Here is a 24,660-nt window from a genome sequence, read left to right as displayed (position 1 = left end):
CTGACCGCTCACCTGCTACTTCTGATGGTCCGGCCCCTCCGGGCGGCAAGACGGCCACTTGTCGAACGTCTCGTCCGGCGCGAGCCGGGACAGCGCCTCCGTCAGGCGCCCGCAGGCCTCTTCGATCTCACGGAGGGTGCGGTTCTGCTCGCTGATGACCGCCGAGAGCAGAAGCGCCGTCAGTGACACGGTGCCGTTGAAGGCCTGCAGGATGACCATCTTGGCGAGGAGATCGTGGTTGGCGAACGGACCCGCCCCCGCGGCACCCGCGTCGATCGCGATCACGGAAGCGATCAGCGCACAGGGCGCGGCGCCGACCAGCTGGAAGCGGAAGGCGGCCCAGATCAGGAAGGGGACGACGAGAAAGAGAAGGGCGAGCGTGCTGTGCGTGGCCAGCACGCTGACCGCGGCCGTGCCGCCGAGCAGGGCGATCGCCTCGACCCAGCGCAGGACGGGTGCGCCGCGTGGCCATCGGACGGTGCGCGCGGCCAGCAGCAACGGCGCGATGACCAGGACCCCCATCGCGTCGCCCGCCCACCACACCGACCAGGTCGGCCAGAAATCATGGACCGGCAGCGCGCCGGAGGCCACCAGGGCTCCCGTACCGACGGTCGCGCTGATCACCATCCCGCTCAGGGCCCCGAGGAAGACCAGCGCCAGAGCGTCCTGCAGCCGGTCGAGTGCGGTACGGAATCCCACACGCCGCAGGAGGAGGTAGGCGCAGACCGGGGCGAGCGTGTTGCCGACCGCGATGGCGAGCACGGGGAGGATCGACGGCCCGAGCATCACGTTCACCAGGAACGCCCCGAGGGCGATTCCTGGCCACATGCGAAGGCCCCAGAGCATCAGGACGACGACAGCGACGCCGGTGGGCGGCCAGAGCGGCGTGACCTGCCCTCGTACCAGTTGCTGCTCCAGCCCGATCTCGGCGCTGCCGTAGTAAGCGGCCGCGACGGCAGCCAGCTGCAGGCCCTTGACGGTGTACCGCCGGAGCCGCTCACCGCGCGTCGCATTGCTCATCCCCGCCCACCACGGCGATCACACCGGGCGAAGCGCGCCGCACCGGGGTCGTACCTGCCACGCATGCCGCTCATCCTTCGCCCTGCCGCTGTTCCTGGGGCCCTTCGGAGCACCACTCGTCCCGGAGCCCTCCGTAACGGAGGACAAGGACCGCGGCGTCGTCGCTGTGGCCGGTGAGATCAGCCACCTTGATCACCCGCGCGGCCAGCTCATCGGGGTCGGTGTGACAGGCGCCGTTGACCAGGCCGGCCACCTGCTTGAGGCCTTCCTCGATCGGATAGCTGGGGCCTTCCACCACGCCGTCGGTGAGCAGCACGAAGGCGCCCACGCCCGTGAGCGGTCGGCGGGTCGACGGATAGCTCTCGCCGGCCCGGATGCCCAGCGGCAGACCGCCGTCGTTCAGGACGATGTCGCAGCAGCCGTCCGCCATGGCCCAGACGGCGGGGACGTGCCCGGCGCGGGCGTCGGCGAGTTCGCTCGTGACCGGGTCGAAGCGCAGGAACGAACAGGTCACGAACAGCCCGCAGTCCATGGCGACGAGCAGGTCGTTGGTGCGCCGGAGCACCTCCGCCGGGTCCGTGGTGGCGGTGGCGACGGCGCGCAGGCAGGTGCGCACCTGCCCCATGAGAGCCGCGGCCTCGACATCGTGGCCCTGTACATCTCCGATCACGAATCCCACCGAGCCGTCCGGCATGAGGAAGCCGTCGTACCAGTCGCCTCCTATGTCCAGGCCGTCCCGTGCAGGTGCGTACCGTCCCGCCACGTGCAGGTATGGCAGGACCGGCAACTCGGCGGCGAGGACCTGGCGCTGCAGCGCGGCAGCGAGTTCCACGCGGGCCTGCTGGACCTTGATCCGGTCCAGTATCCGGCCGGTGAGATCACCGAGCGTGTTCAGCAGCTCTGCGGTCCCACTGGACGAATCGGTGCGGCGGCGAGGCATGGCATCACATTTCGTGTTTTTTCGCATTTGCGCCGTAGGTCACGAGTTCACGGTACCCCTGTTACAGGCAGCGCATCCTGCCGACGCACACCGCGCTGTCACTGCCACGACCAGCGAAAACGGAGCGATGCGGTCAGTTCGTGGTCGGGACCACGGTGCCGAAGGAGGCGGCGGCGATCTGCTGGACATAGCGCATCTCGGTGCCGTTGAGGTTGGTCGGGTTGACGGAGTAGACGACCTTGCGGGAGAGGTCGCGGGTGGCGAACACACCGCTGGTCCAGCCGGGGCGGGACCCGGTCTTGCCCCAGACCACGACACCGTTGGAGGCCGTCACCCTCATGATGCCCATGGTCATACAGGCACGGCCGGCGTCGGCCACGGTGCGGCACTGGCTGCTGTGGAAGCTGGGGACGTCGGGGACGGTGAAGAGCTCGGCCTGCTGGGCCGGCGGGAGGAAACGGCCACGGAAGAGAGCGGTCATGAAACGGTCGAGGTCGGCGGGAGTGGAGATCATGCCGCCCTCGGCCCAGGGCCAGGGGCTCTGTTCGGTGACGTCCACCGGGTGCGTGGTGCCGTCCGAGGACGTGACCGTCAGGTAGCCGTGGGAGTGCGGGCCGGGCAGGCGCGGGTCGTCGGCGTCGGGGACGTAGGTGTCGTGCAGTCCGAGGGGCCGGGTGATGCGGGATCGCACCTCGTGGGCGAAGGTGTGCCCGGTGATCTTCTCGATGAGCAGGCCGGCGACGTAGTAGTTCATCCCGTTGTACTGCTGCGCGGTGCCCGGCGCGAACTGCATGGGTTGGCCTGCCATCAGGTCGACCACCTGCTGCGGGGTGAAGCTCCTGAGGCGGTTGGCGGCGAACCACTCGGGGCTGCCGTCGCCGAAGTCCGGACTTGCGGCACCGCGCGGCAGGCCGCTGGTGTGGTTGAGCATCTGCCCGACCTCGACGGGCGGCAGGTCGGCGGGCAGGACGCCCGGAAGGTACTGCTGGACGGGCTTGTCCAGGTCGATCCGATGCTCGGCGGCGAGCTGGAGGACGACGGTGGCGGTGAAGGCCTTGGAGATGCTGCCGATCCGGAGGTGCGCGTCGGGCGGGACGCCCTGACCGGTCTCCAGGTCGCCCACGCCCGAGGTGCCCGACCAGTGGCCCGCGCTGCCGGTGATCCGCAGCAGCGCGCCGGTGACGTCCGCGTTCGGCAGGCCCCCGATGGCCGCCCGGAGCTTTGCCGGGTCGAGCCCGGGCAGTGGCGCGCCGGTCGCGGCCACGGTGGCGGGTGCCGGCGCCGGGGTGACGGCGGAGGCGGGAGCGGCCGTACCCGCGGCCAGGGCGACCAGCGCAGCGCCGGACGCGGCCGCGGTGGACCAACGGGTACGGGCGTCAGAGGAGTTCACAGTGAGGCTCTCCAGAGTGGTGGCGGTCGGACCGGCGGTCGAACGGCCCGGCCACGAGTCTCTTCCGCCCCGACACCCCGGCTCATCAGGGAACGCCCCTGAGCAAACCCTGACCACACCCCGACAACTGACTGCGAGTCAGGAGAAGTCGAGGCACAACTCTCCACTCGTGAATGCCAGTTCGCCTTGCCGAAGGACGCGTCGGCGTCGGCCATGATCCCGGCGTACAGCTCGGGCATCCCCGCGCCGACCAGCAGGTCGACGTACGCCTCGACGGTGACCGGCCGGTAGACGATCTCCTTGCCCGTCTGCCGGACCAGCTCGGCGGCGAACTCCGCGAAGCTCCAGGCGTGGTCGCCGCTCAGCTCGTACGTCGTGTTCTCGTGGCCTTCGCCGGTGAGCACCGCCACGGCGCCGGCCGCGTAGTCGGCGCGGGTCGCGGAGGCGATACGGCCCTCGCCCGCGGCCCGGACCAGGACGCCGTGACCTGGTGGGGCGTCCTCGTCCTGATCCGGCTCCTGGAGCGTTCGCACCGCTTCGCCGAACTGCGCCGGGCGATCGACTCCGTCCGGCGAAGGGCCGTGCCTGAACGGCACCTGGCCCCGGGCGGTTGTCAGTGCGGGAGGAGTTGCTGGCCGCCGTCGATGTCGTACGTCGCGCCGGTGAGCGCGTCGTTGCACATGATGTGTACGGCGAGAGCGGCGACGTCGGCCGGGCCGACCACCCGTCGGATGGGAAGCGTGGTCCGCAGTTCCTCGCGCCGGGCATCGAGCTGGTCCCCCAACAACGAGGCGGACAGGGGTGTGTCGACGAATCCGGCGGCGATGAGATTCACCCGGACCGGCGCCATCTCGAGCGCCAGGTTGGCGACGAGGGCGGGCAGAGCCGCGGTGGCGGCCGACGCGACGGCCATGCCGACACCGGGGCGTCGGCCGCCGGTGCCGCCGATGAACAACAGGGTGCCACCGGCGCGGATCTTGTCACGGCTGTAGAGGGCGACCCCGAGGGCCAGGGCGATGCGCTCGTCGAAGGCGCGGCGGGCGTCGGCGAGGTCCATGGTCTCCAACGGCATGTAGTAGGGGCCGCCGGCTGTGACCAGCACATGGTCGACCGGTCCGGACAGATCCTGGAAGAACCGCTGGAGGCGGTCGGTGTCGGTGGCGTCGAACGCGGCCGTGCCTGCGGGTTCCAGCTCCAGCGCGGCCTGCCGCAGCCGTTCGGGGTTGCGGCCGACCAGGACCAACCGGCCGCCGTCCGCACGTACCTGGCGGGCGGCCTCGAGTCCGATTCCCGCGCTGGCGCCGATGACCACGACCGTCCGGCCGGCGAGGTCGGACCGACGGTGGGTGCCGGGAACACCGGGTGCGGCGGTCATGAGGAGGGGCCGTCGTCGAGAACGGTCGCGCCATGGCCATGGTTGCTGTCTGTCATCCCTGCCTCCGGATATCAGCCTGGATCTGCGGTCGCGGGCACGTGGTGTCAGCGGCCGGGAGCCCGCTTCCTCACCTCCTGGAGCACCCAGCCGTTGCCGTCCGGGTCGCTGAAGGTGGCATAGGAGCCGTAGTCGGCACGGTCGGGGTGCGGGCCGGGCACCCGTTCCGCCTCCCCGCCCTGGTGGGTGACCCCCTGGGCGCCGTGGCCGTGCTGGAAGATCCCTCCGGCGTCGTGGAACACCTCGCTCATCTCGACGCCTCGGCCGCTGAGCTCCGCGCGGGCCTTCTCGATGTCCGCGACGATGAGGTACAGGCCCCGGACCGAGCCGGGCTCGGCGGAGGTGACCCTCTTGCCGAAGATGACGGCGCATTCGGAGCCGGGCGGCGTGAACTGCACCACCCGGTAGTCGTCGTCGGCGGCGTGGTCGGCGTCCATCCGGAATCCCGCCGCCTCGTAGAAACTCCTGGCCCGGTCGACGTCGGAGACGGGCAACACGATGACTTCGAGTTTCAGGTCCATGCGGATGTCCTTCTTCTCGGCTCTTCCCGACGGACTCAGTTTCCTGATGAGGCGTCAAGAGTGATGTGGAAGGTGAGGTTCCGTACCGTCTTCCCGGCGGGGACGGTGTGGACGTAGCCCCGAGCCGAACTGAAGGCACCCGAACCGCCGGTGACGGCGATGTCGATGGAGGGGGCCGGAGGGAGGTGGAGCAGCGCCTGCGAGGTGATCTGCCCCTGCGGCAGAGCGAAGGTGCCGACGCACTGGAGCTCGTCCGGATCGAGGTGGACATGGACGCAGACCACGCTGTGGTCGCCGATCTTCCGGCCGTCGCGGTACAGGTCCTCGGCGATGACGAGCTCGTCACCCCGGCTGAGCCCCTTCTTGCCCAGGTCGAGGGATTCCGACTGGGTCTGCCTGGCGGCCAACTGGAATACCTGCGTGCGCTGTTGGGTGTCCGGTCGGCCGTGCGGGGTCGATGTCGCGGCCGACGCCGGCGGGGCGACGACGAGGGCGGCGGCCAGGCCCGCGACCGCACTCAGGCAGCGCTGGCTGATCCTGCGCATGGTGGGTCTCCCACAGGGGCGGAGATGTGCCCTTCATTCCCAACGTACCGGTTCGTACGTCCCTTCGCGCGACGTCGCCCACGGGGTCGCCCCACAGCGTCTCCCCCAGCGGGGCGCGCAGCGGTGCGGCGTTCGCTACATGGCTCGCCAGCCGGGTTCGAGGCGGTCGAGGAGAGTATGGAAGGCCGCGTCGGCCTCGTCCCAGTCCCCGTCGACCACGGGTCCGGCGATCAGACCGAAGCACGCGTCGACCAGGAGGACGGCCTCCGTGCGCGCTCGCGCCTCGGGCAGGCCCATGTCGCGGAAGACGGAGGTGAACAGGCCCGTCCACTCGGCGAGCGTGTCGCGCATGACGGGTCCGTACCGGTCGGGGTGGAGAAGACCGGTGACCATGATCTCGAAATAGAGGGGGAGCGCGGCGCGCAGGTCGGGGTCGGCGAACTGCTGCCAGACCTCCGCCATGAAGCGGCGGACCCACGCCGGGTCCTTGGGAGCGTCGACGGCGCCGAGCAGGCTCCGGGTGCGCAGCAGCGGTCGCCGTTCATCCAGGGCGAGTGCCTCGGCGACCATGCGTTCCTTGGTGCCGAAGTAATACAGGAGCATGCGGTCACTGGTGCCCAGGGCCCGAGCCAGCGGGCGGAGGGACAGGTCCGACAGGCCATTGCGGATCATGTACTCGCGGACCTGGTCCAGCAGGTCGCGTCGTTTGGCCGGGTCGGGCGTGCGCGGCATGGAGGCTCCCCGTGCGCTCGAAGGTGCGGTGTCCGATTTATTGCTTTTCGCAGAGGTATTTACTGTAGCGCCCGCTACGCGTATATTTGAAATGTAGCGAGTGCTACGCGAACGCGGGGCACGGCATGCCGGGCCCGGTCACCGGCGCAGCTCCGCCGTCGCGGCAACCACGGCCGCCGACACTTCAGAAGGGACTGATTCTCCATGGCCTTCCAGGCCATCGGCCTCACCGCGACCCCGCGCAGGGGACTCATCGCCCGGCTTTGCCGCCGCCGACAGGAAGAGTCGGGGCGGAAAGCCGCACTCACCTCGTGGTTCGCCCGGCACCAGGCCCTCTGGTCGCGCACGCTGGCACCCGTACGCCCCTTCGACGCGCCTCGCGGCCGTGCCACCGACTGGGACGCCTCCTGGCCCCTGCCGCGGGAGCTGACCTCGGTCCGCAGGGGCCGACGCCTGGTGACCGCGCAACTGGGCGACTGGGGGCTGCGGGACCTGACCGACACGGCCGAGCTCCTGGTCAGCGAACTGGTCACCAACGCCCTGTGCCACACGCGCGGCCCGCTGCGGCTCAACCTGCAGGTGCGCGACTCCCGCCTGCGGTGCGAGGTCGAGGACACCGACCCCACCGGGCCCGTACGGCGTGTCGTCGACGCCGACGCGGAAGGCGGGCGCGGTATCGACCTGCTCGATCTGCTCGCCGAGGCCTGGGGCAGCACCAGTACCGCGACCGGCAAGACCATGTGGTTCCAACTGCCGGCGGAGGCGTCCTCGCCGCAGGAGTCACCCGCCTTCGACTGAGCCGGTGCGCGGCGCCGACCGTCGATCAGGCGGTCGCGACCGTCCGCGTCTCCCTCTTACGGGCGCGGTAGGCCGCGGCCTTGATCCTGTTGCCGCAGGACTCCATGCCGCACCACTGCCGACGCATGCCGCGCGAGCGGTCGATGTAGATCCGGGTGCACTCCGGGTTGCCGCACTCCTTGAGCAGCGGCACATCCGGTCCGCCCAGCAGCTCGACGGCGAGTCGCGCCACGGTCGACAGCGCTTCTTCCGGGTTCGCCGCCGTCCAGCGGCCCGCCGGGGTGAGCTGCGGTGTCGCCGCGGCGTTCCGGGCCGCGGCGTTCAGCACGGCCAGGGCCTCGTCGTCGTACGCGTCGCCCAGCCGGCGGGCGGTGACCAGCGCGTAGACGGCCTCCCGCACCGCCGTCGCCCGCCCGACGTCGGAGTCCTGGCTCCCGGAGACGGCGTCGACCACTCCGGACTCCAGGTACCAGGCGTCGAGGCGGTCCGGCGAGGCGAACATCTCGAACCGCAGCGAGCGGCGAGCGCGGAGTGTCGCGGCGAAGTCGAGCGCCGGGTTCCCGCAGACGAAGACGTGATCCAGATTCACAGTCACCATCTTGACAGGTGATGCGTGAGGCCGGAACATCTGGGCATCATCACCAGTTGAGTACGTGACTGGTCGATGTCGCCGACCGGGGTGCACCTACCGAAGCGAGGTACGCGAGATGACACAGACGGAGCGGACGAAGACGGCCCCCGACGCCGCGGAGGCGGCACGCCGGGCGCGGTTCGGCACGCTGCCGGAGCGCGTTCGAGTCGAGGACACGGTCGAGGAGCGGCCCGCCACGGTGCCCGACCCGGCGCGAGACGCGTACAACGCGGACGAGTGGCTCGTCCGTTACTGCCTGTGAAAAGGAGTCCGCGATGACGACGAGAACACCCCAGGTGCTCAGAGCCCTGACAGCGATCGTGGGGGTACTCGTGATCGGCTTCGGCTGTTTCACGCAGGTCTTCTGACGGCGTTTCCGACAGCGCAAGGTTTCCCCATGCCCTCCCGAGCGCCGCGTGTCCGGTGATCCGTTACGCTGACCGCCGCTGACCTCAGGGGGAGACATGTTCGGCAGGCGGCTGCTGGTGGCCGGAGCGACCGTGGTGCTCATGGCCGGGCTGGGCGCGTGCGGCGGTGGGGGCGGGGGCGACACGCGCGGCGTGGACCCGGGAGCCGTGACCGGTGTCGGTCAGGGCAGTGCGGGCACCGTCCAGGAGCCCTCGCCGAGCCCGGACACCGTCTCCGGACTCAAGGACTCGGTCCGCCACCTCGCCGCGAAGACCACCAGGGCCACCCGCCCGCACCTGGTCAAGAAGTGCACGTCCGCCACCCGGCAGGTCAGGCACACACAGCGCACGGGCACGGGCACGCACAGGACGACCCGCACCTGGTACACCACGGAGCGGTACCAGAGCTGCAAGAAGGTCCGCGCGGGCACCGAGACGTACACACGAACCGTTCGGCCGCAGCGGTGGTGCGTGAGCCTGGACGACGTCGCCGGTGACACCGCCAGGGACGACGTCTGGTACCAGGTCACCCAGGCCACCTACGCCGAAGCCCGTGGCGCGGACGAGCACGCCCGCATGGAGATCACCCCGAACGGGACCGGCTGCTGAACACCCGCTTGAACACCCGCTGAAGCGGATGACGCCCCGGCCGCGATCCCGGGCCTTGATCCACACCCGCCCCCACCCCGCCGGACAGCCCGGTTCCGGGGTGACTGGGCCATGTTCTGAACAGTTAACTGTAAAGAACCTTGACAGACAATTGGTCTAGTCCAACCATGGTCCCTGTTCGCCCTTGGTCATGGAGAGCTCTCCGGCGTGTGCCGACCGGTGGACATCGCACGAACCTTTCCGGATTCCCGCTGTCCCACCTGCTCTTCCTTCACCATGGGAGCGTCAATGAGACGATCTGGGCCACTTCGCGCGCTGCTGTCCGGCGCCACCGCGACCGCTCTCGCAGCCGGGCTGGTCGCGCTCGGCGGAGGCGGCGCGCTCGCCGCGGAGCGGGCACCCGCGCATGCCGCGCGGCACATGCCCGCGCATGTGGTGGCGCCGTACTTCGAGGCGTGGACGGGCGAGAGCCCCGCCGCGCTCGCCGCCGAGTCGGGCAACAAGTACCTCACGATGGCCTTTCTCCAGACGGCCGCGGCGGGCTCGTGCACCGCTTACTGGAACGGTGCCTCCACCCAGCCGATCGCCAAGGCGACCTTCGGCCGGGACATCGCCGCGATCCAGGCGCGCGGCGGCAACGTCATCCCGTCCTTCGGCGGCTACAGCGCCGACACCACCAACACCGAACTGGCCGACAGCTGCACCGACGTCGACGCCATCGCCTCGGTCTACGAAAGCCTCGTCAAGACCTACGGCGTCACCCGGATCGACCTCGACATCGAAGCCGACTCCATCAACAACACCGCCGGGATCGACCGCCGCAACAAGGCCATCGCCAAGGTGGAGCGCTGGGCCGAACGGACCGGCCGCAGCCTGCAGTTCTCCTACACCCTGCCGACCACCACCACGGGCCTCGCACCCAACGGCGTGGCGCTGCTGCGAAACGCCGTCGACAACGGCGCGCGCGTGGACGTCGTCAACATCATGACGTTCGACTACTGGGACGGCGCCACCCACGACATGGCGGCCGACACCAAGACCGCCGCGTCCGGGCTGCACGACCAACTAGCCGCGCTCTACCCGAAGAAGAACCCGGCGAAGCTCTGGCACATGATCGGCGTCACCGAGATGCCCGGCATCGACGACTACGGCCCGGAGGAGACCTTCACCCCGCAGGACGCGGTGAAGGTGGAGAACTGGGCGGTCGCCAAGGGCATCGACACGCTCTCCTTCTGGGCCCTCCAGCGCGACAACGGCGGTTGCGTGGGCACGGCCGGCGCCAACTCCTGCTCCGGCATCGCCCAGGACACCTGGACCTTCAGCCACATCTTCGAACCGTTCGCGCGGGGCATCCGCGTGGGCTGACGGGGCCGGTGGGCCGTGGGGCGTGACGGCTCCGTCACGCCCCACGGCCTCGGTCGCGCTCGAATGGCGGGATGATGGTCGGCATGCGCATCCGTATCGACGCCGTCGACCTGCCCGGCCGCAGCTGTCCGGCCCCCGTCGGCAGCGGCGCGCCGACGTACGACAACATCCACGTGGCCGTACAACGCCGGGACCGTCCGGCCGAACTCCTCGAACCGCACCCCGGCGACGCCGCGTCCGCGACCTGGACCCTGGAGTGCACCGCGCTCACCTCGCCGACCGGCACGGACGTCAAAGGGCCCTACGTGCAGGACCGTCTGGGCCGCCGGTTCATCTACCTGTCGTGGGGCACGGTCGACGAGTCGGGCGTCTTCAGCATGTTCCGGCGCGCCAAGCTCATGCTCGACGTCGTCCCCGCCGAGGTGCTCGCCGCCGCCGCGCGTGAGGGCCTGCTGGTCGGACGCCTCGGCCTGACCGACGCCCACGGCAACCCCCTGTGCGCGCGGGTCGAACCCCCGCACATCACGTGGACCGCCGAGACATGGACCGCCGAGTCCGCCTCGTAGCCACCCAGGGTGCGGACCTCAGCCAACCAGGCCGGAGAGCAGGCCTGTCGAGGACGCTCAGCGGGTCGCGGTGCCCTCGTCGACCGGGCGGGCCGACGCGGACTCGGGCGCGCTCTCGGACCAGGGCGCGGCGGAGGGCACGGTGGAGGGTGCGGTGCCGTCGTGCTTCATGGCGCCGGCCTCGCTCTTGAGGATGCGCATCGACTTGCCCAGCGCGCGGGCGGTGTCGGGCAGCTTCTTCGAGCCGAACAGCACGATGATCACGATCGCCACGATCAGCAGGTGCCAGGGTTCCAGTCCGTTGCGGAGCATCCCGCCCACCTCTCCCCTTCACTGTTGCTACGTTGCGCAACTTTACAACCATCGGGCGGGGTCGAGCGTCCCCTACGTATGAGTCGGACGGATGAGAGCACACAGGTGACGACCAGCGACCAGGCGCGGCCGCCGCGCCGCAGACGGGGCCCTCTGCGGATCGCCCTCGTCGTGGCCCTGTCCGTGCTGCTGCTCGGCACGGCCGGACTCGGCTGGATCTATCTGAAGCTGAACGGCAACATCGACACCTTCGGCGCCGACGGTCTCTCCAAGGACCGGCCGGCCGGTTCGACGAAGGGCGAGAACGTCCTCGTCATCGGCTCGGACGCGCGCACGGACGGAAACAGCGCGCTGGGCGGCGGCGACAAGGGCGACATCGGCCGCTCCGACACCGCGTTCCTGCTGCACGTCTACGCCGATCACCGGCACGCCGTCGCCGTCTCGATCCCCCGCGACACACTGGTCACCCTCCCCCCGTGCAAGCTCCCGGACGGGAAGTGGACCAGGACGCGGCCGAACACGATGTTCAACGAGGCGTACTCCGTGGGGCAGACGGCCAAGGGCAACCCGGCCTGCACCCAGAACACGGTCGAGAAGCTGACCGGCCTGCGCGTCGACCACACCGTCGTCATCGACTTCAAGGGCTTCGCGGCGCTGACGCGGGTCGTCGGCGGGGTGAAGGTGTGCCTCCCGCAGGACGTGTACGAGAAGGACCTCAACCCCAACCGCGCCACCCGGGGCGGGCTGCTCTTCAAGAAGGGTGAGCAGAAGCTCTCCGGGCAGCGGGCGCTGGACTACGTCCGTATACGGCACGGCATCGGCGACGGCTCCGACATCGGCCGCATCAAACGCCAACAGGCCTTCGTCGCCAGCCTGGTGAAGAAGGTGAAGAGCGACGGGCTCACCCCCACCGGACTGCTGCCGCTCGCCGACGCCGCGACGAATTCGCTGACCGTCGACCCGGGGCTGGGAACGGCGAAGCGGCTGATCTCGTTCGCGATGTCCCTGAAGAACATCGACCTCCACGACACCAAGTTCGCGACCATCCCGTGGCGCTACCAGGGGGAGCGGGTCGCGATCGTCCAGCCGGACGCCGACCAGCTGTGGGCCGCGCTCAGGGCCGACCGCACCCTCGACGGCACCGACGCCGGTGGCAAGAAGGGCGAGCAGGGCGGGCGGACCGCCACCGCGGCCGCCTCGCCCAGCAGCGCCGCGGAGGTCTCGGGGGACGGTATCGATGTCGCCGTCTACAACGGCACCACCACGCGCGGCCTGGCCTCGCGCGCCGCGACGGCCCTCACCGAGCACGGCTTCACGGTCACCCGTACCGCGAACGCGGTCGACCGGGACCGCGCCGACACGGTGATCGAGTACGGGGCGGGCCTGCGGGCCCGGGCCCAGACGGTCGCCCGGCTCTTTCCCGGCGCCGCACTGAACTCCGTGCCGGGCGCGGGCGTCGACGTCGTCCTGGGCCGGACCTACGCCGCCAAGGGCAGCGCGTCGGCGCCGTCCTCACGCGCGTCCACGCCCACCGCCCTCCCCACTTCGGTGGCGCGTGACGCGCGCTCCGCCGACGACGACGTGTGCTCCAACCTGTCCTACGGATAGACCGCGTCCGCCGGAGGCTGAGTGGCCTCGGACGGAGTGGCCTCGGACGAAGGGGTGGCGGACGAAGAAGCGGCGGGTGAGGGAGTGGCACCCGGAGGGGCGACGTGCGAAGGGGTGACGTGCGAAGGGGTGGCCTGCGGGGTGTTGGCCGCCCGCACGATGACGTAGAGGGCCAGGGCGAGGACCAGCAGAGTGAGCCACCGCCACCGCGTCCAGGATGCGGCCATGTCCCGCCTTCTCTCTTCCGCCCGTTCACCGGTGCGCCGAGGCGATTCGCTGGAGGGAAGAGTAAGCCCGCGTCACCCTCCGGCGTGGATGCGCTCGCCGCGCGCCCCTTGATCACTGTGCGAGATCTCGCCGTCGTACTCCGAGCGACGGCGTTCGTAGCGTGACCGTGCGGCCACCAGCCCCACGGCGTAGAGGCCAAGGACCGCGGCGAGCAGCAGGTAGTAGAGGGCGGGCAGTGCGGTCATGCCCAGCGGCGGCCCGAGCGGGGAGAGCGGCAGCGCGAGGCCTGCGGCCGTGAGGGCGGCCGCGCCCCAGCCGACGGGACCCGGTTTCCGCCGGCCCTCGATGCCCCGGCGGCCGAGCCGCAGCAGGAGCATCACCAGGGCCTGGGTGAGCAGGTTCTCGGTGAACCAGCCGGAGTGGAACACGGACTCGTCGTTCGCCGTCCCGGGCCCGTGCGCGGCGAGCGCGAGGACGCCGAAGGTCGCGAGGTCGGCGACGGCGTTCAGCAGGCCGAAGCCGGTGATGAAGCCCAGCAGGTCGCGCGAGCGCAGCACGGTGGGGCGCTTCAGGGTGCCCGGCGCGGGGCGGTCGTAGGCGAAGGCGAGCTGGGCCGCGTCGAAGCACATGTTCTGCACGAGGACCTGCGTCGGCAGCATCGGCAGGAAGGGCAGCAGGATGCCCGCCGCGAGCATCGCGATCACGTTGCCGAGGTTGGAGGAGAGGGTGACCCGCAGATAGGTGCCGATGTTGCCGCTGGAGTAGCGGCCCGCGGTGATCGCGTGCGCGATCGCGGTGAGGTCCTTTTCGGCCAGCACCACGTCGGCGCTCTCCCGGGCCAGGTCGGTGGCGTCGCGCGGGCAGATCCCGACGTCCGCGGCGTGCAGCGCGGGCAGGTCGTTGACGCCGTCGCCGAGGTAGCCGGTGGTGTGTCCGCGTGCGCGCAGTGCGACGGTGATCCGCGCCTTGTGCTCGGGCGTGCAGCGGGCGAAGACGGTGGTGCGGTCGGCGAGTTCGCCCAGTTCGGTGTCCGTGAGACCGTCGAGGTCGGCGGCGGTGCGTACCTCCCCGGGGTCGAGGCCCAGGTCGCGGCAGGCGCGGGCGGCCGTGCCCGGGTGGTCCCCGGTCAGCACCCGTACGGCGACACCCCGGTCGGCGAGCACCCGCAGCGCGTCGGCCGCGCTCGGCACCAGCGCGTCCCGCAGCGTGACGAACCCCTCGAAGGTCAGGCCGCGTTCGTCGGCCGGGGTGTAGTCGCGGTGGCGGGCGGGGCGTACGGCGGTGGCGACCGCCAGGACGCGCAGCCCGTCGTCCGTCAGCCGGTGGGCGCGGGCGAGCAGCCGTGTGCGCTCCCGCGGATCCAGCGCACAGCGCTCCAGTACGGCTTCGGCGGCGCCCTTGACCAGGAGGGTGTGGGAGCCGAGGGTGCCGGGGGTGCGTACGACGGCGGTGGTGAGGCGGCGTACGGGATCGAAGGGCAGCGCCGCGATCCCGTCGTACGCCATCAGGTCGTCCTCGTCGGCCGTGTGCAGGAGCGCCTCGTCGAGGGCGTCGGGTGCGGGCAGGTCGGCGAGTTGCAGGGTCCACCAGGCGGCCGCGGCCGCCCGGCGCAGTACCTCGGGCGCGTCCTCGCCGTCCGCGTCCAGCGCGCGGTCGACGACCGGCCGGTCCTGGGTGAGGGTGCCGGTCTTGTCCACGCAGAGCACGTCGATGGCGCCGAGGTCGTGGAGCGCGGGCAGCCGCTTCACGATCACCCCGTGCGTACGGGCCAGCAGCGACGCCCCGCGGGCCAGACAGGTCGTGATGATGACCGGCAGCATCTCCGGGGTCATCCCGACCGCCACCGCGACGGCGAACGGCAGGGTCTCCAGGCCCCGCCCGCGCAGGGCCGCGCCCGCCATCAGGACCAGCGGCGGGGTGAGCAGCATGAACCGGATGAGGATCCAGGAGATGCCGTGCACGGACCGGTCGAAGGCGCTCGCCTCCCGCCGCCCCGGGTCCCGGTGGCCCTCGGCGAACCGAGTGTGCGCGCCGGTCGCCACGACCACGGCGGTGCCGCTGCCGGAGGCGACGCTGCTGCCCTGGAAGCACAGCTGCGGCTGTTCGAACAGCTCACCCGCCGTGGGGCCCGGCGCGTCGACCGGGTACTTGGCGACCGGCGCCGACTCTCCGGTGAGCGCCGCCTGGTAGACGGTCAGCCCACCGGCCCGCAGCAGCCGTACGTCGGCGGGGACCAGGTCGCCCGGACCTAGCCGGATGACATCCCCCGGCACCAGCTGGTCGACGGGGAGGTCACGGTCGGTGGGTGCCGCGTGCGCGTCGGTCCTACGCAGCACGGTGGCGGTACTGGCGACCAGCTCGCGCAGCGCCGCCATCGAACGGTCGGCCCGGTGCTCGCCGGACGACCGCAGCGCACAACTGACCACCACCAGTACGGTGATCACGCTCGCGGTGCCCCAGGAGGCCACGAGCGCCGAGACCAGGCCGAGGCAGAGCAGTACGGCGGTGAACGGATCCCGCAGACTGCGCAGGAACCGCTCGAACCAGGGAACGGGCCGCCGGGCGGGCAGGATGTTCTCCCCGAACCGGGCGAGGCGTTCGTCGGCCTGCGTCTGCGTCAGCCCCCGCGGGCCGCTGTCCAGCCGCCGGAGCAGCTGGAGCGCGGTCGGCTCGCCGTGTTCCTCCCCACCCGAAGTGCCTTGGAGGACCCGGGGTTTCTCCGCCGCCGGGCCACCCGCCGAGGCGGGGCGCTCGGCGCCCCCTCCCGCCGTCGCGGACGTCTCAGCCACCGATCCCGCGCAGCCTGCGTACGGGTGCCGATGCCTCCTCGGCCCGTGCGGCCAGCTGTCCGACCATCACGCGCACCACGGTCACGACGTCGGGATCGTCGACGTAGTAGACCTGTCGGCGGCCTTCGCGCCGGGAGCGGACGAGGCCCGCGAGCTTCAGCTTCGACAGGTGCTGGCTGACGGCGGGCAGGGCGCCGCCGACACGCTCCGCGAGGTGGGTCACGTCGCTCTCGCCCTGCGCGAGGGCCCACATGATGTGCAGCCGGTGCGAGGAGGCCAGCAGTCCGAACGCGGCGGCCGCGTCCTCCAGCACCTCGGCGGCCGGATCATCGAAGCCACCGGCGTATGCCGTCACAGTCTCTTCTCCCGTTCCGCCCCGGGCATCCGTGCCCGCGTCCGCGCCGACCCAGTTTAGGCGTCCGGCTCACGGTGCCGAGTCCTTGGTTCCGGTGGCTGCGCGGTAGGCCTGGGTGGGGTTCATGGCGACGCCGTCGAGACTGACGGTCTTGTAGGGGCTGACCTTGGCGCAGGTCTTGGACTGGTCGGCGGTCTCGGCGTGGGCGTCGGCGGTGGCGGTCTTGGTGTCGGCGGGGGCGGCGGGGTAGGCGGTGCCGCTCGTCCAGTCGGTGCCGATGACCAGGGTCAGGCCGGTGCCGGTGGCGTCGCTCTGCTTGAGGTGGGAGGACGGCAGGCCCAGGGCCTTGGCGGCGGTCTGGGCCTCGGCCTTGTGCCCGCTGCCGTAGGTGAGGGTGGTCGTGGACGTGGTGCCGGCGGCGTTGCCGGTGGTGGTGCCGGAACTGAAGCCCTTGTCGAGCAGGGCGGTGGCGACGGCCGAGGCCCGGCCGGTGACGGTGGTGCCGTTCTCCACGGTGACCGCGATCTGCGCGGCGGGGACCGCGGAGGCGGAGGCCGGGGCTTTGGCCGTCGCGGAGGCCGCGGCGGTCTTCTTGCCCGACGCGTTGGTCAGGGACTGGTCGTTCGCGATGGTGGCGAACAGGCTCTGGGCCGTGGCGGCGGGCACGAGCCGGTTGCTGTCGCCCGGGTCCGGCGCCGTCTGCATGGTGGTGAAGGTGATGCGGTTCGCCGGGACCTTGTCCACGTCGGCGGCGAGCCCGATCAGCTTCCTGATGCTGCCCAGGCCGGTGTCGACGGTGAGGGCCTTGGTCGCGGCGTCGGCCAGGCGGTAGACGGCGGTGGGGTCGGTGAGGGTGCCGGCGCTCTTGAACTTGCGGATCATCGAGCTGAGGAAGATGTGCTGGGAGTAGGTGCGTCCCAGGTCGCTGCCGTCGCCGAAGCCGTGCCGGGAGCGGACGAACTCCAGGGCCGCGACGCCCTTGAGGGTGTGCGTGCCCTGAGCGAGTTTCAGGTGCGAGTAGGTGTCGTAGACGTCCTTGTCGACGCAGGCCGACACCCCGCCCACCGCGTCGGACATCTTCACCACGCCGGAGAAGTCGAGCTTGACGAAGTGGTCGATGGGGATGCCGGTGAGCCGGTGGACGGTGGCCACCTGACAGGCGGGCCCGTACTGCAGGGCGCTGTTGACCATGCCGGTGTAGCCGTTGGTGGAGACGCCGGTCTCGGTGTCCTTGCAGGCGGGGACGGTGGTCACGGTGTCGCGGGGGATGCTCATCACGGTCGCGTTGGAGCGGTCGGCGGATATGTGCATCACCATCTCCACGTCCGCGTTGGACCCGGACTGCACACCGGTCTGTGAACAGCCGCCGCCGAGCTTGCAGTCGCTCGCGTTGGTACGGCCGTCGCTGCCCACCACCAGGAGGTTGATCGGGGTTCTGCCGAAGGCGTCGGACTTCTCCTTGCCCGCGCTGTCGCCCGAGCCGTCGGTCAACGGGACGCTGTGGAGATTGCCGTTCAGATGCTCGTAGAACCACCACCCCACCCCCGCGGTGGCCAGGACCAGCACCGACAGCGATATCGCGGCCGTCCGCAGGATCCGCCTGCTCCGGCCCACGGGCCGGGCCCGGCGCCCCGCGCCGACCTTGGGACGCGCACGGGATCCCGTCCGGGAGGGCGCGGAACGGGAGGGCGCGTAACCGGAGGTCGCGGAACCTGAGGTGTGGCGCTGCCGGGGCAGCCCGCGTGCGTGGCTGCGTGTGGCGTTGCCGGCGGGGGCGTCCCCAGGGTCGGTCATGTTCGCACTCCCACGAAACGGTCGGGCCGTTCAGGCATACGTCAGGCGTTGCGGGGACGCCTCACTTGCATAGTTGCGCAATATAACAACCCAGCCCGAGACCGGCGCGGCTCCCACCCACCACCCCTTGAGAGGGCTCCGGACGCGGGGGCGTTCCGACGTCTCCGGTCTCCGTTCGCCACAGCGGTCCCGACTCATGACCGAGATGTGGTGAAGTCGTGGTGAGCGGTGGGGCCCGGGCCCGCTATGTTCGGTGCGATCATCCGAGATTCGGAGCTGGCGTGCAGAAGACAGACGAACGGGCCGTGGGGGCGGACGAACCGTCCACGGCGGCGGACGTGGCCGTCGCGGTCCCCGCGGCGAGGGCGAGTGCCAGGGGTCCCCGGCGCGACTGGCCCCGCCACTGGCCCCTTCTGCTCGGAGCGTGCGCGCTGTCCGGGCCCGCGCTCTACGTCCTCAGCCGGTGGATGGAACAACCGGCCATGCAGGCCTGGCGGACCGTCGCTCTCGCCGTCACCGTGCAGGCGCTGCCGTTCCTGCTGCTCGGCACGGCGCTGTCCGGCGCGATCAACGCCTTCGTGCCGGCCCGGGTGTTCACCCGGCTGCTGCCCCGGCGGCCCGTGCTCGCCGTCCCGGTCGCCGGAGTCGCCGGAGTCGTCCTGCCCGGCTGCGAATGCGCGTCGGTGCCGGTGGCCAACAGCCTGATCGGCCGGGGCGTCACCCCGGCCGCCGCGTTCGCGTTCCTGCTCTCGGCGCCCGCCATCAACCCGGTCGTGCTGACCGCCACCGCCATCGCCTTCCCCGGCCACCCCGAGATGATGGTGGCCCGGCTGCTCGCCTCGCTCGCCACCGCCGCCGTGATGGGCTGGCTGTGGCTCTTCCTGGGCCGCGACAAGTGGCTCAAGCCTGTCGTACGGCACACCGGGCACCAGCCCGAGCAGAGCCGCCTGCGGGAGTTCCGGCGCGGCTTCCAGCACGACTTCCTGCACGCGGGCGGCTTCCTGGTCCTCGGGGCCATGGCGGCGGCGACGTTCAACGTGGCGGTCCCGCGCACCGTGCTCGACGCGTTCTCCGGCTCTCCCTGGCTGTCGGTGCTGTTCCTGGCCGCGCTCGCCATCCTGCTCGCGGTGTGCTCCGAGGCCGACGCGTTCGTCGCGGCCTCGCTCACCGGCTTCTCGCCCGTCGCCCGGCTGGCGTTCATGGTCGTCGGGCCGATGGTCGACCTGAAACTGATCGCCCTTCAGGCGGGCACCTTCGGCCGGGCCTTCGCGGTCCGTTTCTCCACGGCCACGACGGTCGTCGCGATCCTGTGCAGCACGCTCATCGGAGGAGTCCTGCTGTGAAACGCCCCCTCCAGGTGACCCTGCTCGTCCTCAGCGGCCTCGGCCTGCTGCACGCCTCGCTCTTCACCGACCTGAGCCTCAGGTTCGTCAAGGAGGGGATGCGTCCGATGCTGGTCGCGTCGGGGGTGCTGCTGCTCGTGCTGGGCGTGGCGGAGGCGTGGTCGCATCAGAAACCGGCCGGCGAGGATGGACACGATCACGAAGACGCGGACGCGAATGCAGACACGGATGCAGACGCAGAGCGGCATGTGGACGCACACGGCCACGACCACTCCACCGTGCCCCGTATCGCCTGGCTGCTGTTCCTCCCCGCGCTGAGTCTGCTCTTCTACGCCCCGCCGGCCCTCGGCGCGTACACCGCCGCGCGCGAGGCGCCCAAGGCCGTCACGGAGCAGAGGTACTTCGATCCGCTGCCCGCGACCTCGCCCGTCCCGCTGACGCTCACCCAGTTCACCAGCCGGGTGCAGCAGGACCACAAGCGGGACATCGGCGGCCGTAGCGTCCGGATGACCGGTTTCGTCACGCCCGACAAGGGGGCCGACGGCTGGTACCTGACCAGGATCATCTTCACCTGCTGCGCGGCGGACGCCCAGTCCGTGAAGGTGCGGATCCACGGGGCGTCGGCCCTGCCCGCCAACACCTGGGTGACCGTCACCGGAACGTGGCACCCCGGCGGAACGCTGGGCACGAGTTCCGCTCCGGCCGCACTGGACGCCCGTACCGTCAAGAAGGTCGCCAAGCCGGTGAACGCGTACACGGACGCCCTCCCGCTGTTCTAGGCCCTGTCGCTACGCCGGCCGCACCAGGCCCACGTCGTACGCGAAGATCACCGCCTGGACCCGGTCCCGTACGCCGATCTTGGCGAGGACGCGGCTGACGTGGGACTTGACGGTGGACTCCGCGAGGGAGAGGCGGTCGGCGATCTCGGCGTTGCTCCAGCCGGAGGCGATGGCGGTGAGGACCTCGCGTTCGCGGTCGGTGAGGGCGTCGAGCCGGCGCTCCTGCTCGACGGTGTGCCCCGGGCGCCGCTCGGTGTAGGCGTCGATGAGTTTGCGGGTCAGGCCGGGGGCGATCACGGCGTCCCCGGCGGCCACCGCACGGATTCCGGCGACGAGTTCGTCGGGCAGCGCGTCCTTGAGGAGGAAGCCGCTGGCCCCGGCGCGCAGCGCGGCGTAGGCGTACTCGTCGAGGTCGAAGGTGGTCAGGACGAGGACGCGGGAGCGGCCGCCGGACTCCACGATGCGGCGGGTGGCCTCGATGCCGTCCATGCCGGGCATCCGGACGTCCATCAGGACGACGTCGGGACGCAGTTCGGCGGTCGAACGGACCGCCTCGGCGCCGTGGGTGGCCTCGCCGACCACGGTCAGGTCGGAGTGCTGTTCCAGGAGCATGGTCAACTACCCGTCGCTAAAGCGACGGGCTTGCACAACGGGCGTCACTGGGTGTGAAGCTGCGTTTGCGTCCAGCCCCACTCCGAGGGTGTTCGGGGTGAGGCAGGGGCCGTTGACTGGGCCCCGCGTCGCCACAACTCTCGTGCTCTGTCACGGATGTTGCGGGAGCTGTTCCGGTCCGCGTGATCAACGAATCCGCAGTTCCGGCACGCGAACCAGGCCTGGGAGACCCGGTTCGCTTTGTCTACGTGGCCGCACTCGGCGCAGGTGCGGGAGGTGTACGCCGGATCGACGTGCACCACCGGCACCCCTGCCCGGCGGGCCTTGTATGCGATGAACGCTCCCAGCTGGTGGAAGGCCCAGGAGGAGTGGGTGGCCCGTTGGGGTTTGCGAAGCCGTACCCGTTCGCGGATCCCTGTCAGGTCTTCCAGGGCGATTCCGCGACCGGTGCGTTCAGCCTCGGCCACCACATGTTTCGCGATCTTGTGGTTGATGTCCCGCGCCCGCCGCGCCTCCTTGCGCCGCCGTTTCTTCAGGCGCCGCTTGGCGGACGGGGTGTTCTTCAGTCCGCGCTCCCGGACCCGGATGCGGTTCAGCTCGCGTCCGGCCATGATCTCGCCGTCCGAGGTGGTGGCGATGTTCACGATCCCCAGGTCGACCCCGAGGAAGTCCACCGGATCGGTGTTGAGCGGCGCTTCAGGGACCTCGCAGGTGGCGTTCAAAAACCACATGCCGTCTCGCTCCAGCAGGTCCGACTCACCCTTGCGGTACAGGGCCAACGTGGCCAGCTGCTCGGGTGAGGCGGTGAAGGCCACGTTCTTGACCCGGCCGCTGGTGGTCCAGATGGACACCGTCCGGTCCGGGATCTGCCAGGACAGCATGCGGTCGTCATAGGGCTGCGCGCCCCGAGGACGGAAGACGATCGGCCTCTCGGCGGCTTTGCGGTAACGGCGCGAGCCGGGCCTGCCGAGGTTCCCGGCCCTCAGGTTCGCCTTCAGCGTGGTGTAGGCGTCACACACTTTCTTGATCGAATGCTGCGCGGCCTGCGCACCGAGATTCCAGCGAGATTTGACCGCATCGTAGGCATGCTTGCGCAAGGCGAAGTTCTTGAACTCCCCACGCTCGAAAGCGATCTCACTCACCCAGGTGGCGGCCTCGTTACAGGCGTGCAGAGTCGCCTCAAGTGCCGCCGCTTGTTGCGGTGTCGGCTCCAGCTTGACCTGCACGACCAGCTTCACGATCACCGATCGTAGGCACCCGTGCGAGACGCCACCGCACGTTCGGGTCCGTTCATCACATTGAGCGAACCGACCAGCCATGCGTTCACACCACCCCGGCTCCGCCGGAGAAGGCATCCGGCCGCTCCGCGGCCGAACAGACACAGTGATAGTGATACTGCGGCGCTCCGCGCCGCAGCCACGGGGATGCGATTCCTCCCGGACGTAAAGGCCAGGGGTTCCTCGCAAGAATTCGCTGAAAGCCGACGGGAGACGGCCGCAGGTCACGCCCGTACGGGACGGAACCGCCGCCCTGTTTCTCAGGAAGTTCCCAGAACCCCGGGTCCGCCGGGGTCCTCTCGGGTCCGCCGGGTCTTACGGACCCGTGACGTGACGGGCGCGGTACTGCCGTGCGCCGCCGTCGCGGTCCTAGCGTTCGGCGTATGCGAGTACTGGTCACCGGCGGTGCCGGGTTCATCGGGTCCCATGTCGTCGAGGCGCTGAGCGCGCGGAGGCACGAGGCCGTCGTGTTCGACCTGCGCGACGGCCTGGACGTACGGGACGCCGAGGCGGTCGGCGCGGCGCTGGCGGGCGTGGACGCCGTGTGCCATCAGGCGGCGATGGTGGGGCTGGGGAAGGGGTTCGACGACGCGGTCGAGTACGTGTCGCGCAACGACCTCGGCACGGCGGTGCTGCTCACCGCGATGGCCGACGCGGGGGTGCGCCGCCTCGTGCTCGCCGGGTCGATGGTCGTGTACGGCGAGGGCGCGTACGGGTGTGAGTGGCACGGGCCGGTACGCCCCGGGCCCCGGACCGTCGCCGATCTCGACGCGGGGCGGTTCGAGCCCCGCTGCCCGCGGTGCGGCGAGGAACTGACACCGGGCCTGGTGCGCGAGGACGCTCCGGTCGACCCCCGGAACGTGTACGCGACGACCAAGCTGGCCCAGGAGCATCTGGCGGCGGCCTGGGCCCGGTCGACGGACGGTTCGGCGGTGTCACTGCGCTACCACAACGTGTACGGGCCCAGGATGCCGCGCGACACCCCGTACGCGGGCGTCGCCTCGTTCTTCCGGTCCGCGCTGGCCCGGGGCGAGGCGCCGCGGGTCTTCGAGGACGGCGGGCAGCGACGGGACTTCGTGCACGTACGGGATGTGGCCGCGGCCAATGTGGCGGCCCTGGAGGCGGGTTCGCCTTCCGGGGCCCTGACCGTCTACAACACCGGGAGCGGCGAGCCGCACACGGTCGGCGAGATGGCCCGGGCCCTGGCCACCGCCCACGGCGGGCCCGAGGCCGTGGTGACCGGGGAGTACCGCCTCGGCGACGTACGCCACATCACGGCCGACTCCGCACGGCTGCGCGCCGAGCTGGGCTGGAAGCCCGAGACCGGCTTCGCGGAGGGGATGCGGGAGTTCGCGACGGCGAGGCTGCGCGGGGAGTAGGCGAGCAGGGGAGTGGCGGCCGGGGTCCGCGCCTCACGCCCTCGCCATGGGCGGCCGCCTCACGCCCCCGCCATGGGCAGTGTGACCTCGAAGCGGCAGCCGCCGGGGACGTTGTGGACGGCGGCCTGGCCCTGGTGCGCCTCGACGATGCCCCGGACGATGGCCAGGCCCAGGCCCGCCCCGGCGGGGGGCGTACGGGCGTGGGTGCCGCGCCAGCCGGTGTCGAAGACGCGCGGGAGGTCCTCCTCCGGGATGCCGCCGCAGCCGTCGGTGACGGACAGGACGACCCCCGCGTCCGAGCGCTCGGCGGCGATCGCGACCGTACCGTCGGCCGGGGTCCGGCGGATCGCGTTGACCAGGAGATTGCCCAGCACCCGGCTCATCTCCTTGCCGTCCACCTCGACCGGCACCGGCTCGATACGGTCCCCGACCAGGCGTACGCCGTACTCGCGGGCGAGCGGGTCCGCGCCCGCGAGGGCGTCGCCGACGAGGTCGTAGAGGGAGATGCGGGAGGGCGACAGGGCGAGGGTCCCGGCGTGTATGCGGGAGAGTTCGAAGAGGTCGCCGACCATGTCGTTGAGGCGTTCGACCTCGGTGCGGATCTGCCGGAGGTAGCGGTCCGGGTCGACGGCCACCCCGTCCTCCAGCGCCTCCGACATTGCCCGCAGTCCGGCGAGCGGGGTGCGCAGGTCGTGCGAGATCCAGGCGACGAGTTCACGGCGGGAGCTCTCCAGCGCGCGTTCACGGTCGCGGGACTCGGCCAGCTTCGCGCTGGTCGCCTGCAACTCCCGGCTCAGCGCGGCGAGTTCGGCGGTCGCCGCGCCGTCGGGGGCCGCGAAGTCGCCGCCGTCGCCGAAGGAGCGCGCGGCGAGGGTGAGCGCCCTGCTGCGGGCCACCACCCAACGGCCCAGCAACAGCGCCGTCGCCAGGGACACCACCGCCGCCATGGCCACCACGGTCGTGACCACGCCCAGGTCGTGCGAGGACAGGAACATCGCCCAGGCGACGGCCAGCGTCCCCGCGAGCATCGCGGTGACCGCCACGGCGGCGACGACGGCGAGGGACACGGTCAGCGACCGCCGCCGGATCAGCCACAGCGTCCCCGCGCCGAGCAGCCCGGCCGCGGCGGCGCCGAGGAAGGCGTACAGGGCGATGAGCAGCATGTCGTGCGTGGAGTGCACGGTCTGCATGGCCTGCGTGACCTGCAGGGAGCGCATGGAGGTCACGG

General features: G+C 71.1%; 25 protein-coding genes and 1 pseudogene. 9 read left to right on the top strand and 17 right to left on the bottom strand.

Annotation, left to right across the window (positions count from 1 at the left end):
* Nucleotides 1-15: 15 nt before the first annotated feature.
* From OG798_RS28690 to OG798_RS28655, 8 genes and pseudogenes are all read right to left on the bottom strand, one after another.
* Nucleotides 16-1,020: an MASE1 domain-containing protein gene (locus OG798_RS28690; RefSeq protein ID WP_095853542.1), complete on the bottom strand. Its 1,005-nt coding sequence runs from the start codon at nucleotides 1,018-1,020 to the stop codon at nucleotides 16-18.
* Nucleotides 1,021-1,090: 70 nt separating this feature from the next.
* Nucleotides 1,091-1,960, bottom strand: coding sequence for a PP2C family protein-serine/threonine phosphatase (locus OG798_RS28685; protein ID WP_267062401.1), 870 nt, complete (start codon nucleotides 1,958-1,960; stop codon nucleotides 1,091-1,093).
* A 133-nt stretch (nucleotides 1,961-2,093) separates the two neighbouring features.
* Nucleotides 2,094-3,350: a serine hydrolase domain-containing protein gene (locus tag OG798_RS28680; RefSeq protein ID WP_267062400.1), complete on the bottom strand. Its 1,257-nt coding sequence runs from the start codon at nucleotides 3,348-3,350 to the stop codon at nucleotides 2,094-2,096.
* Between the two features lie 138 nt (nucleotides 3,351-3,488).
* Nucleotides 3,489-3,835 (bottom strand): annotated as a pseudogene (locus OG798_RS28675) (KR domain-containing protein); the annotation flags it as partial.
* A 128-nt stretch (nucleotides 3,836-3,963) separates the two neighbouring features.
* A complete protein-coding gene (locus OG798_RS28670) occupies nucleotides 3,964-4,725 on the bottom strand; it encodes an SDR family oxidoreductase (protein WP_095853545.1) in 762 nt (253 codons plus the stop codon).
* Between the two features lie 104 nt (nucleotides 4,726-4,829).
* Nucleotides 4,830-5,303, bottom strand: coding sequence for a VOC family protein (locus OG798_RS28665; RefSeq protein WP_328757900.1), 474 nt, complete (start codon nucleotides 5,301-5,303; stop codon nucleotides 4,830-4,832).
* Between the two features lie 35 nt (nucleotides 5,304-5,338).
* A complete protein-coding gene (locus OG798_RS28660; RefSeq protein ID WP_267062399.1) occupies nucleotides 5,339-5,848 on the bottom strand; it encodes an allene oxide cyclase barrel-like domain-containing protein in 510 nt (169 codons plus the stop codon).
* A 135-nt stretch (nucleotides 5,849-5,983) separates the two neighbouring features.
* A complete protein-coding gene (locus tag OG798_RS28655) occupies nucleotides 5,984-6,580 on the bottom strand; it encodes a TetR/AcrR family transcriptional regulator (protein WP_267062398.1) in 597 nt (198 codons plus the stop codon).
* Between the two features lie 204 nt (nucleotides 6,581-6,784).
* Between OG798_RS28655 and OG798_RS28650 the strand changes: the two genes are divergently transcribed.
* Nucleotides 6,785-7,378 carry an ATP-binding protein gene (locus tag OG798_RS28650; protein WP_257016668.1) on the top strand — a complete coding sequence of 198 codons (594 nt, stop codon included), beginning with the start codon at nucleotides 6,785-6,787 and terminating at the stop codon, nucleotides 7,376-7,378.
* Nucleotides 7,379-7,403: 25 nt separating this feature from the next.
* On the opposite strand, the gene OG798_RS28645 is transcribed toward OG798_RS28650, so the two are convergent.
* Nucleotides 7,404-7,967: a CGNR zinc finger domain-containing protein gene (locus tag OG798_RS28645; RefSeq protein ID WP_267062397.1), complete on the bottom strand. Its 564-nt coding sequence runs from the start codon at nucleotides 7,965-7,967 to the stop codon at nucleotides 7,404-7,406.
* 118 nt (nucleotides 7,968-8,085) lie between these two features.
* Between OG798_RS28645 and OG798_RS28640 the strand changes: the two genes are divergently transcribed.
* From OG798_RS28640 to OG798_RS28625, 4 genes are all read left to right on the top strand, one after another.
* Entirely contained in the window at nucleotides 8,086-8,271 is a 186-nt protein-coding gene (locus OG798_RS28640; protein WP_095853550.1) for a hypothetical protein, read from the top strand.
* A 202-nt stretch (nucleotides 8,272-8,473) separates the two neighbouring features.
* Complete coding sequence (locus OG798_RS28635; protein ID WP_267062396.1) at nucleotides 8,474-9,025, top strand: hypothetical protein; 552 nt, start codon at nucleotides 8,474-8,476, stop codon at nucleotides 9,023-9,025.
* A gap of 288 nt (nucleotides 9,026-9,313) precedes the next feature.
* The gene (locus OG798_RS28630) at nucleotides 9,314-10,390 is read left to right on the top strand and encodes a chitinase (RefSeq protein ID WP_121415535.1); all 1,077 of its coding nucleotides are present in this window, start codon (nucleotides 9,314-9,316) and stop codon (nucleotides 10,388-10,390) included.
* Nucleotides 10,391-10,473: 83 nt separating this feature from the next.
* Nucleotides 10,474-10,956, top strand: a complete 483-nt coding sequence (locus tag OG798_RS28625; RefSeq protein WP_220788861.1) for a DUF5990 family protein — start codon at nucleotides 10,474-10,476, stop codon at nucleotides 10,954-10,956.
* Nucleotides 10,957-11,013: 57 nt separating this feature from the next.
* On the opposite strand, the gene tatA is transcribed toward OG798_RS28625, so the two are convergent.
* Nucleotides 11,014-11,268 carry a Sec-independent protein translocase subunit TatA gene (gene tatA, locus OG798_RS28620; protein ID WP_121415536.1) on the bottom strand — a complete coding sequence of 85 codons (255 nt, stop codon included), beginning with the start codon at nucleotides 11,266-11,268 and terminating at the stop codon, nucleotides 11,014-11,016.
* 78 nt (nucleotides 11,269-11,346) lie between these two features.
* Here tatA and OG798_RS28615 point away from each other — a divergent pair, with 78 nt between their 5' ends.
* Entirely contained in the window at nucleotides 11,347-12,876 is a 1,530-nt protein-coding gene (locus OG798_RS28615; protein WP_267062395.1) for an LCP family protein, read from the top strand.
* Here OG798_RS28615 and OG798_RS28610 read toward each other — a convergent pair.
* From OG798_RS28610 to OG798_RS28595, 4 genes are all read right to left on the bottom strand, one after another.
* On the bottom strand, nucleotides 12,867-13,103 hold the full coding sequence (locus OG798_RS28610) for a hypothetical protein (RefSeq protein WP_120985331.1): 237 nt from the start codon (nucleotides 13,101-13,103) through the stop codon (nucleotides 12,867-12,869). The genes OG798_RS28615 and OG798_RS28610 overlap by 10 nt on opposite strands.
* Nucleotides 13,104-13,175: 72 nt before the next feature.
* Nucleotides 13,176-15,893: a magnesium-translocating P-type ATPase gene (gene mgtA / locus OG798_RS28605; RefSeq protein WP_328757899.1), complete on the bottom strand. Its 2,718-nt coding sequence runs from the start codon at nucleotides 15,891-15,893 to the stop codon at nucleotides 13,176-13,178.
* On the bottom strand, nucleotides 15,886-16,248 hold the full coding sequence (locus tag OG798_RS28600; RefSeq protein ID WP_095853556.1) for an ArsR/SmtB family transcription factor: 363 nt from the start codon (nucleotides 16,246-16,248) through the stop codon (nucleotides 15,886-15,888). The genes mgtA and OG798_RS28600 overlap by 8 nt, the downstream gene beginning before the upstream one ends.
* 69 nt (nucleotides 16,249-16,317) lie before the next feature.
* Complete coding sequence (locus tag OG798_RS28595) at nucleotides 16,318-18,042, bottom strand: LCP family protein (RefSeq protein WP_328757898.1); 1,725 nt, start codon at nucleotides 18,040-18,042, stop codon at nucleotides 16,318-16,320.
* A 281-nt stretch (nucleotides 18,043-18,323) separates the two neighbouring features.
* On the opposite strand from OG798_RS28595, the gene OG798_RS28590 reads away from it, so the two are divergent.
* Together OG798_RS28590 and OG798_RS28585 are read left to right on the top strand one after the other, a co-directional pair.
* The gene (locus OG798_RS28590) at nucleotides 18,324-19,385 is read left to right on the top strand and encodes a permease (protein ID WP_435863962.1); all 1,062 of its coding nucleotides are present in this window, start codon (nucleotides 18,324-18,326) and stop codon (nucleotides 19,383-19,385) included.
* Nucleotides 19,382-20,164 (top strand): TIGR03943 family putative permease subunit, encoded by a 783-nt coding sequence (locus tag OG798_RS28585; RefSeq protein ID WP_267062391.1) that lies wholly within the window; start codon nucleotides 19,382-19,384, stop codon nucleotides 20,162-20,164. Before OG798_RS28590 ends, OG798_RS28585 begins: the two co-directional genes overlap by 4 nt.
* Nucleotides 20,165-20,173: 9 nt before the next feature.
* On the opposite strand, the gene OG798_RS28580 is transcribed toward OG798_RS28585, so the two are convergent.
* The gene (locus tag OG798_RS28580; RefSeq protein WP_121415542.1) at nucleotides 20,174-20,776 is read right to left on the bottom strand and encodes a response regulator; all 603 of its coding nucleotides are present in this window, start codon (nucleotides 20,774-20,776) and stop codon (nucleotides 20,174-20,176) included.
* Nucleotides 20,777-20,820: 44 nt separating this feature from the next.
* Complete coding sequence (locus tag OG798_RS28575) at nucleotides 20,821-22,281, bottom strand: RNA-guided endonuclease InsQ/TnpB family protein (RefSeq protein WP_328757897.1); 1,461 nt, start codon at nucleotides 22,279-22,281, stop codon at nucleotides 20,821-20,823.
* Nucleotides 22,282-22,436: 155 nt separating this feature from the next.
* Between OG798_RS28575 and OG798_RS28570 the strand changes: the two genes are divergently transcribed.
* Entirely contained in the window at nucleotides 22,437-23,432 is a 996-nt protein-coding gene (locus OG798_RS28570; RefSeq protein ID WP_328757896.1) for an NAD-dependent epimerase/dehydratase family protein, read from the top strand.
* A gap of 59 nt (nucleotides 23,433-23,491) precedes the next feature.
* Here OG798_RS28570 and OG798_RS28565 read toward each other — a convergent pair whose 3' ends face one another.
* Nucleotides 23,492-24,622 carry a sensor histidine kinase gene (locus tag OG798_RS28565; protein ID WP_097227523.1) on the bottom strand — a complete coding sequence of 377 codons (1,131 nt, stop codon included), beginning with the start codon at nucleotides 24,620-24,622 and terminating at the stop codon, nucleotides 23,492-23,494.
* Nucleotides 24,623-24,660: the final 38 nt, after the last annotated feature.

The organism is Streptomyces sp. NBC_00271, from assembly GCF_036178845.1.
Taxonomy (GTDB): Bacteria; Actinomycetota; Actinomycetes; order Streptomycetales; family Streptomycetaceae; genus Streptomyces.
Note: the sequence above shows the minus strand (reverse complement) of the source record. Positions and strands in the feature narration are given on the sequence as shown.

What these genes read in the sequence shown, in the direction of transcription:
- OG798_RS28625 (WP_220788861.1), top strand. Translation starts at nt 10,474, where the DNA reads ATGCGCATCCGTATCGACGCCGTCGACCTGCCCGGCCGCAGCTGTCCG.
- tatA (WP_121415536.1), bottom strand. Translation starts at nt 11,268, where the DNA reads ATGCTCCGCAACGGACTGGAACCCTGGCACCTGCTGATCGTGGCGATC.
- OG798_RS28570 (WP_328757896.1), top strand. Translation starts at nt 22,437, where the DNA reads ATGCGAGTACTGGTCACCGGCGGTGCCGGGTTCATCGGGTCCCATGTC.
- OG798_RS28615 (WP_267062395.1), top strand. Translation starts at nt 11,347, where the DNA reads ATGAGTCGGACGGATGAGAGCACACAGGTGACGACCAGCGACCAGGCG.
- OG798_RS28630 (WP_121415535.1), top strand. Translation starts at nt 9,314, where the DNA reads ATGAGACGATCTGGGCCACTTCGCGCGCTGCTGTCCGGCGCCACCGCG.
- OG798_RS28595 (WP_328757898.1), bottom strand. Translation starts at nt 18,042, where the DNA reads ATGACCGACCCTGGGGACGCCCCCGCCGGCAACGCCACACGCAGCCAC.
- OG798_RS28580 (WP_121415542.1), bottom strand. Translation starts at nt 20,776, where the DNA reads ATGCTCCTGGAACAGCACTCCGACCTGACCGTGGTCGGCGAGGCCACC.
- OG798_RS28640 (WP_095853550.1), top strand. Translation starts at nt 8,086, where the DNA reads ATGACACAGACGGAGCGGACGAAGACGGCCCCCGACGCCGCGGAGGCG.
- OG798_RS28660 (WP_267062399.1), bottom strand. Translation starts at nt 5,848, where the DNA reads ATGCGCAGGATCAGCCAGCGCTGCCTGAGTGCGGTCGCGGGCCTGGCC.
- OG798_RS28565 (WP_097227523.1), bottom strand. Translation starts at nt 24,622, where the DNA reads ATGCAGACCGTGCACTCCACGCACGACATGCTGCTCATCGCCCTGTAC.
- OG798_RS28685 (WP_267062401.1), bottom strand. Translation starts at nt 1,960, where the DNA reads ATGCCTCGCCGCCGCACCGATTCGTCCAGTGGGACCGCAGAGCTGCTG.
- OG798_RS28610 (WP_120985331.1), bottom strand. Translation starts at nt 13,103, where the DNA reads ATGGCCGCATCCTGGACGCGGTGGCGGTGGCTCACTCTGCTGGTCCTC.
- OG798_RS28670 (WP_095853545.1), bottom strand. Translation starts at nt 4,725, where the DNA reads ATGACCGCCGCACCCGGTGTTCCCGGCACCCACCGTCGGTCCGACCTC.
- OG798_RS28665 (WP_328757900.1), bottom strand. Translation starts at nt 5,303, where the DNA reads ATGGACCTGAAACTCGAAGTCATCGTGTTGCCCGTCTCCGACGTCGAC.
- OG798_RS28635 (WP_267062396.1), top strand. Translation starts at nt 8,474, where the DNA reads ATGTTCGGCAGGCGGCTGCTGGTGGCCGGAGCGACCGTGGTGCTCATG.
- OG798_RS28655 (WP_267062398.1), bottom strand. Translation starts at nt 6,580, where the DNA reads ATGCCGCGCACGCCCGACCCGGCCAAACGACGCGACCTGCTGGACCAG.
- OG798_RS28690 (WP_095853542.1), bottom strand. Translation starts at nt 1,020, where the DNA reads ATGAGCAATGCGACGCGCGGTGAGCGGCTCCGGCGGTACACCGTCAAG.
- OG798_RS28650 (WP_257016668.1), top strand. Translation starts at nt 6,785, where the DNA reads ATGGCCTTCCAGGCCATCGGCCTCACCGCGACCCCGCGCAGGGGACTC.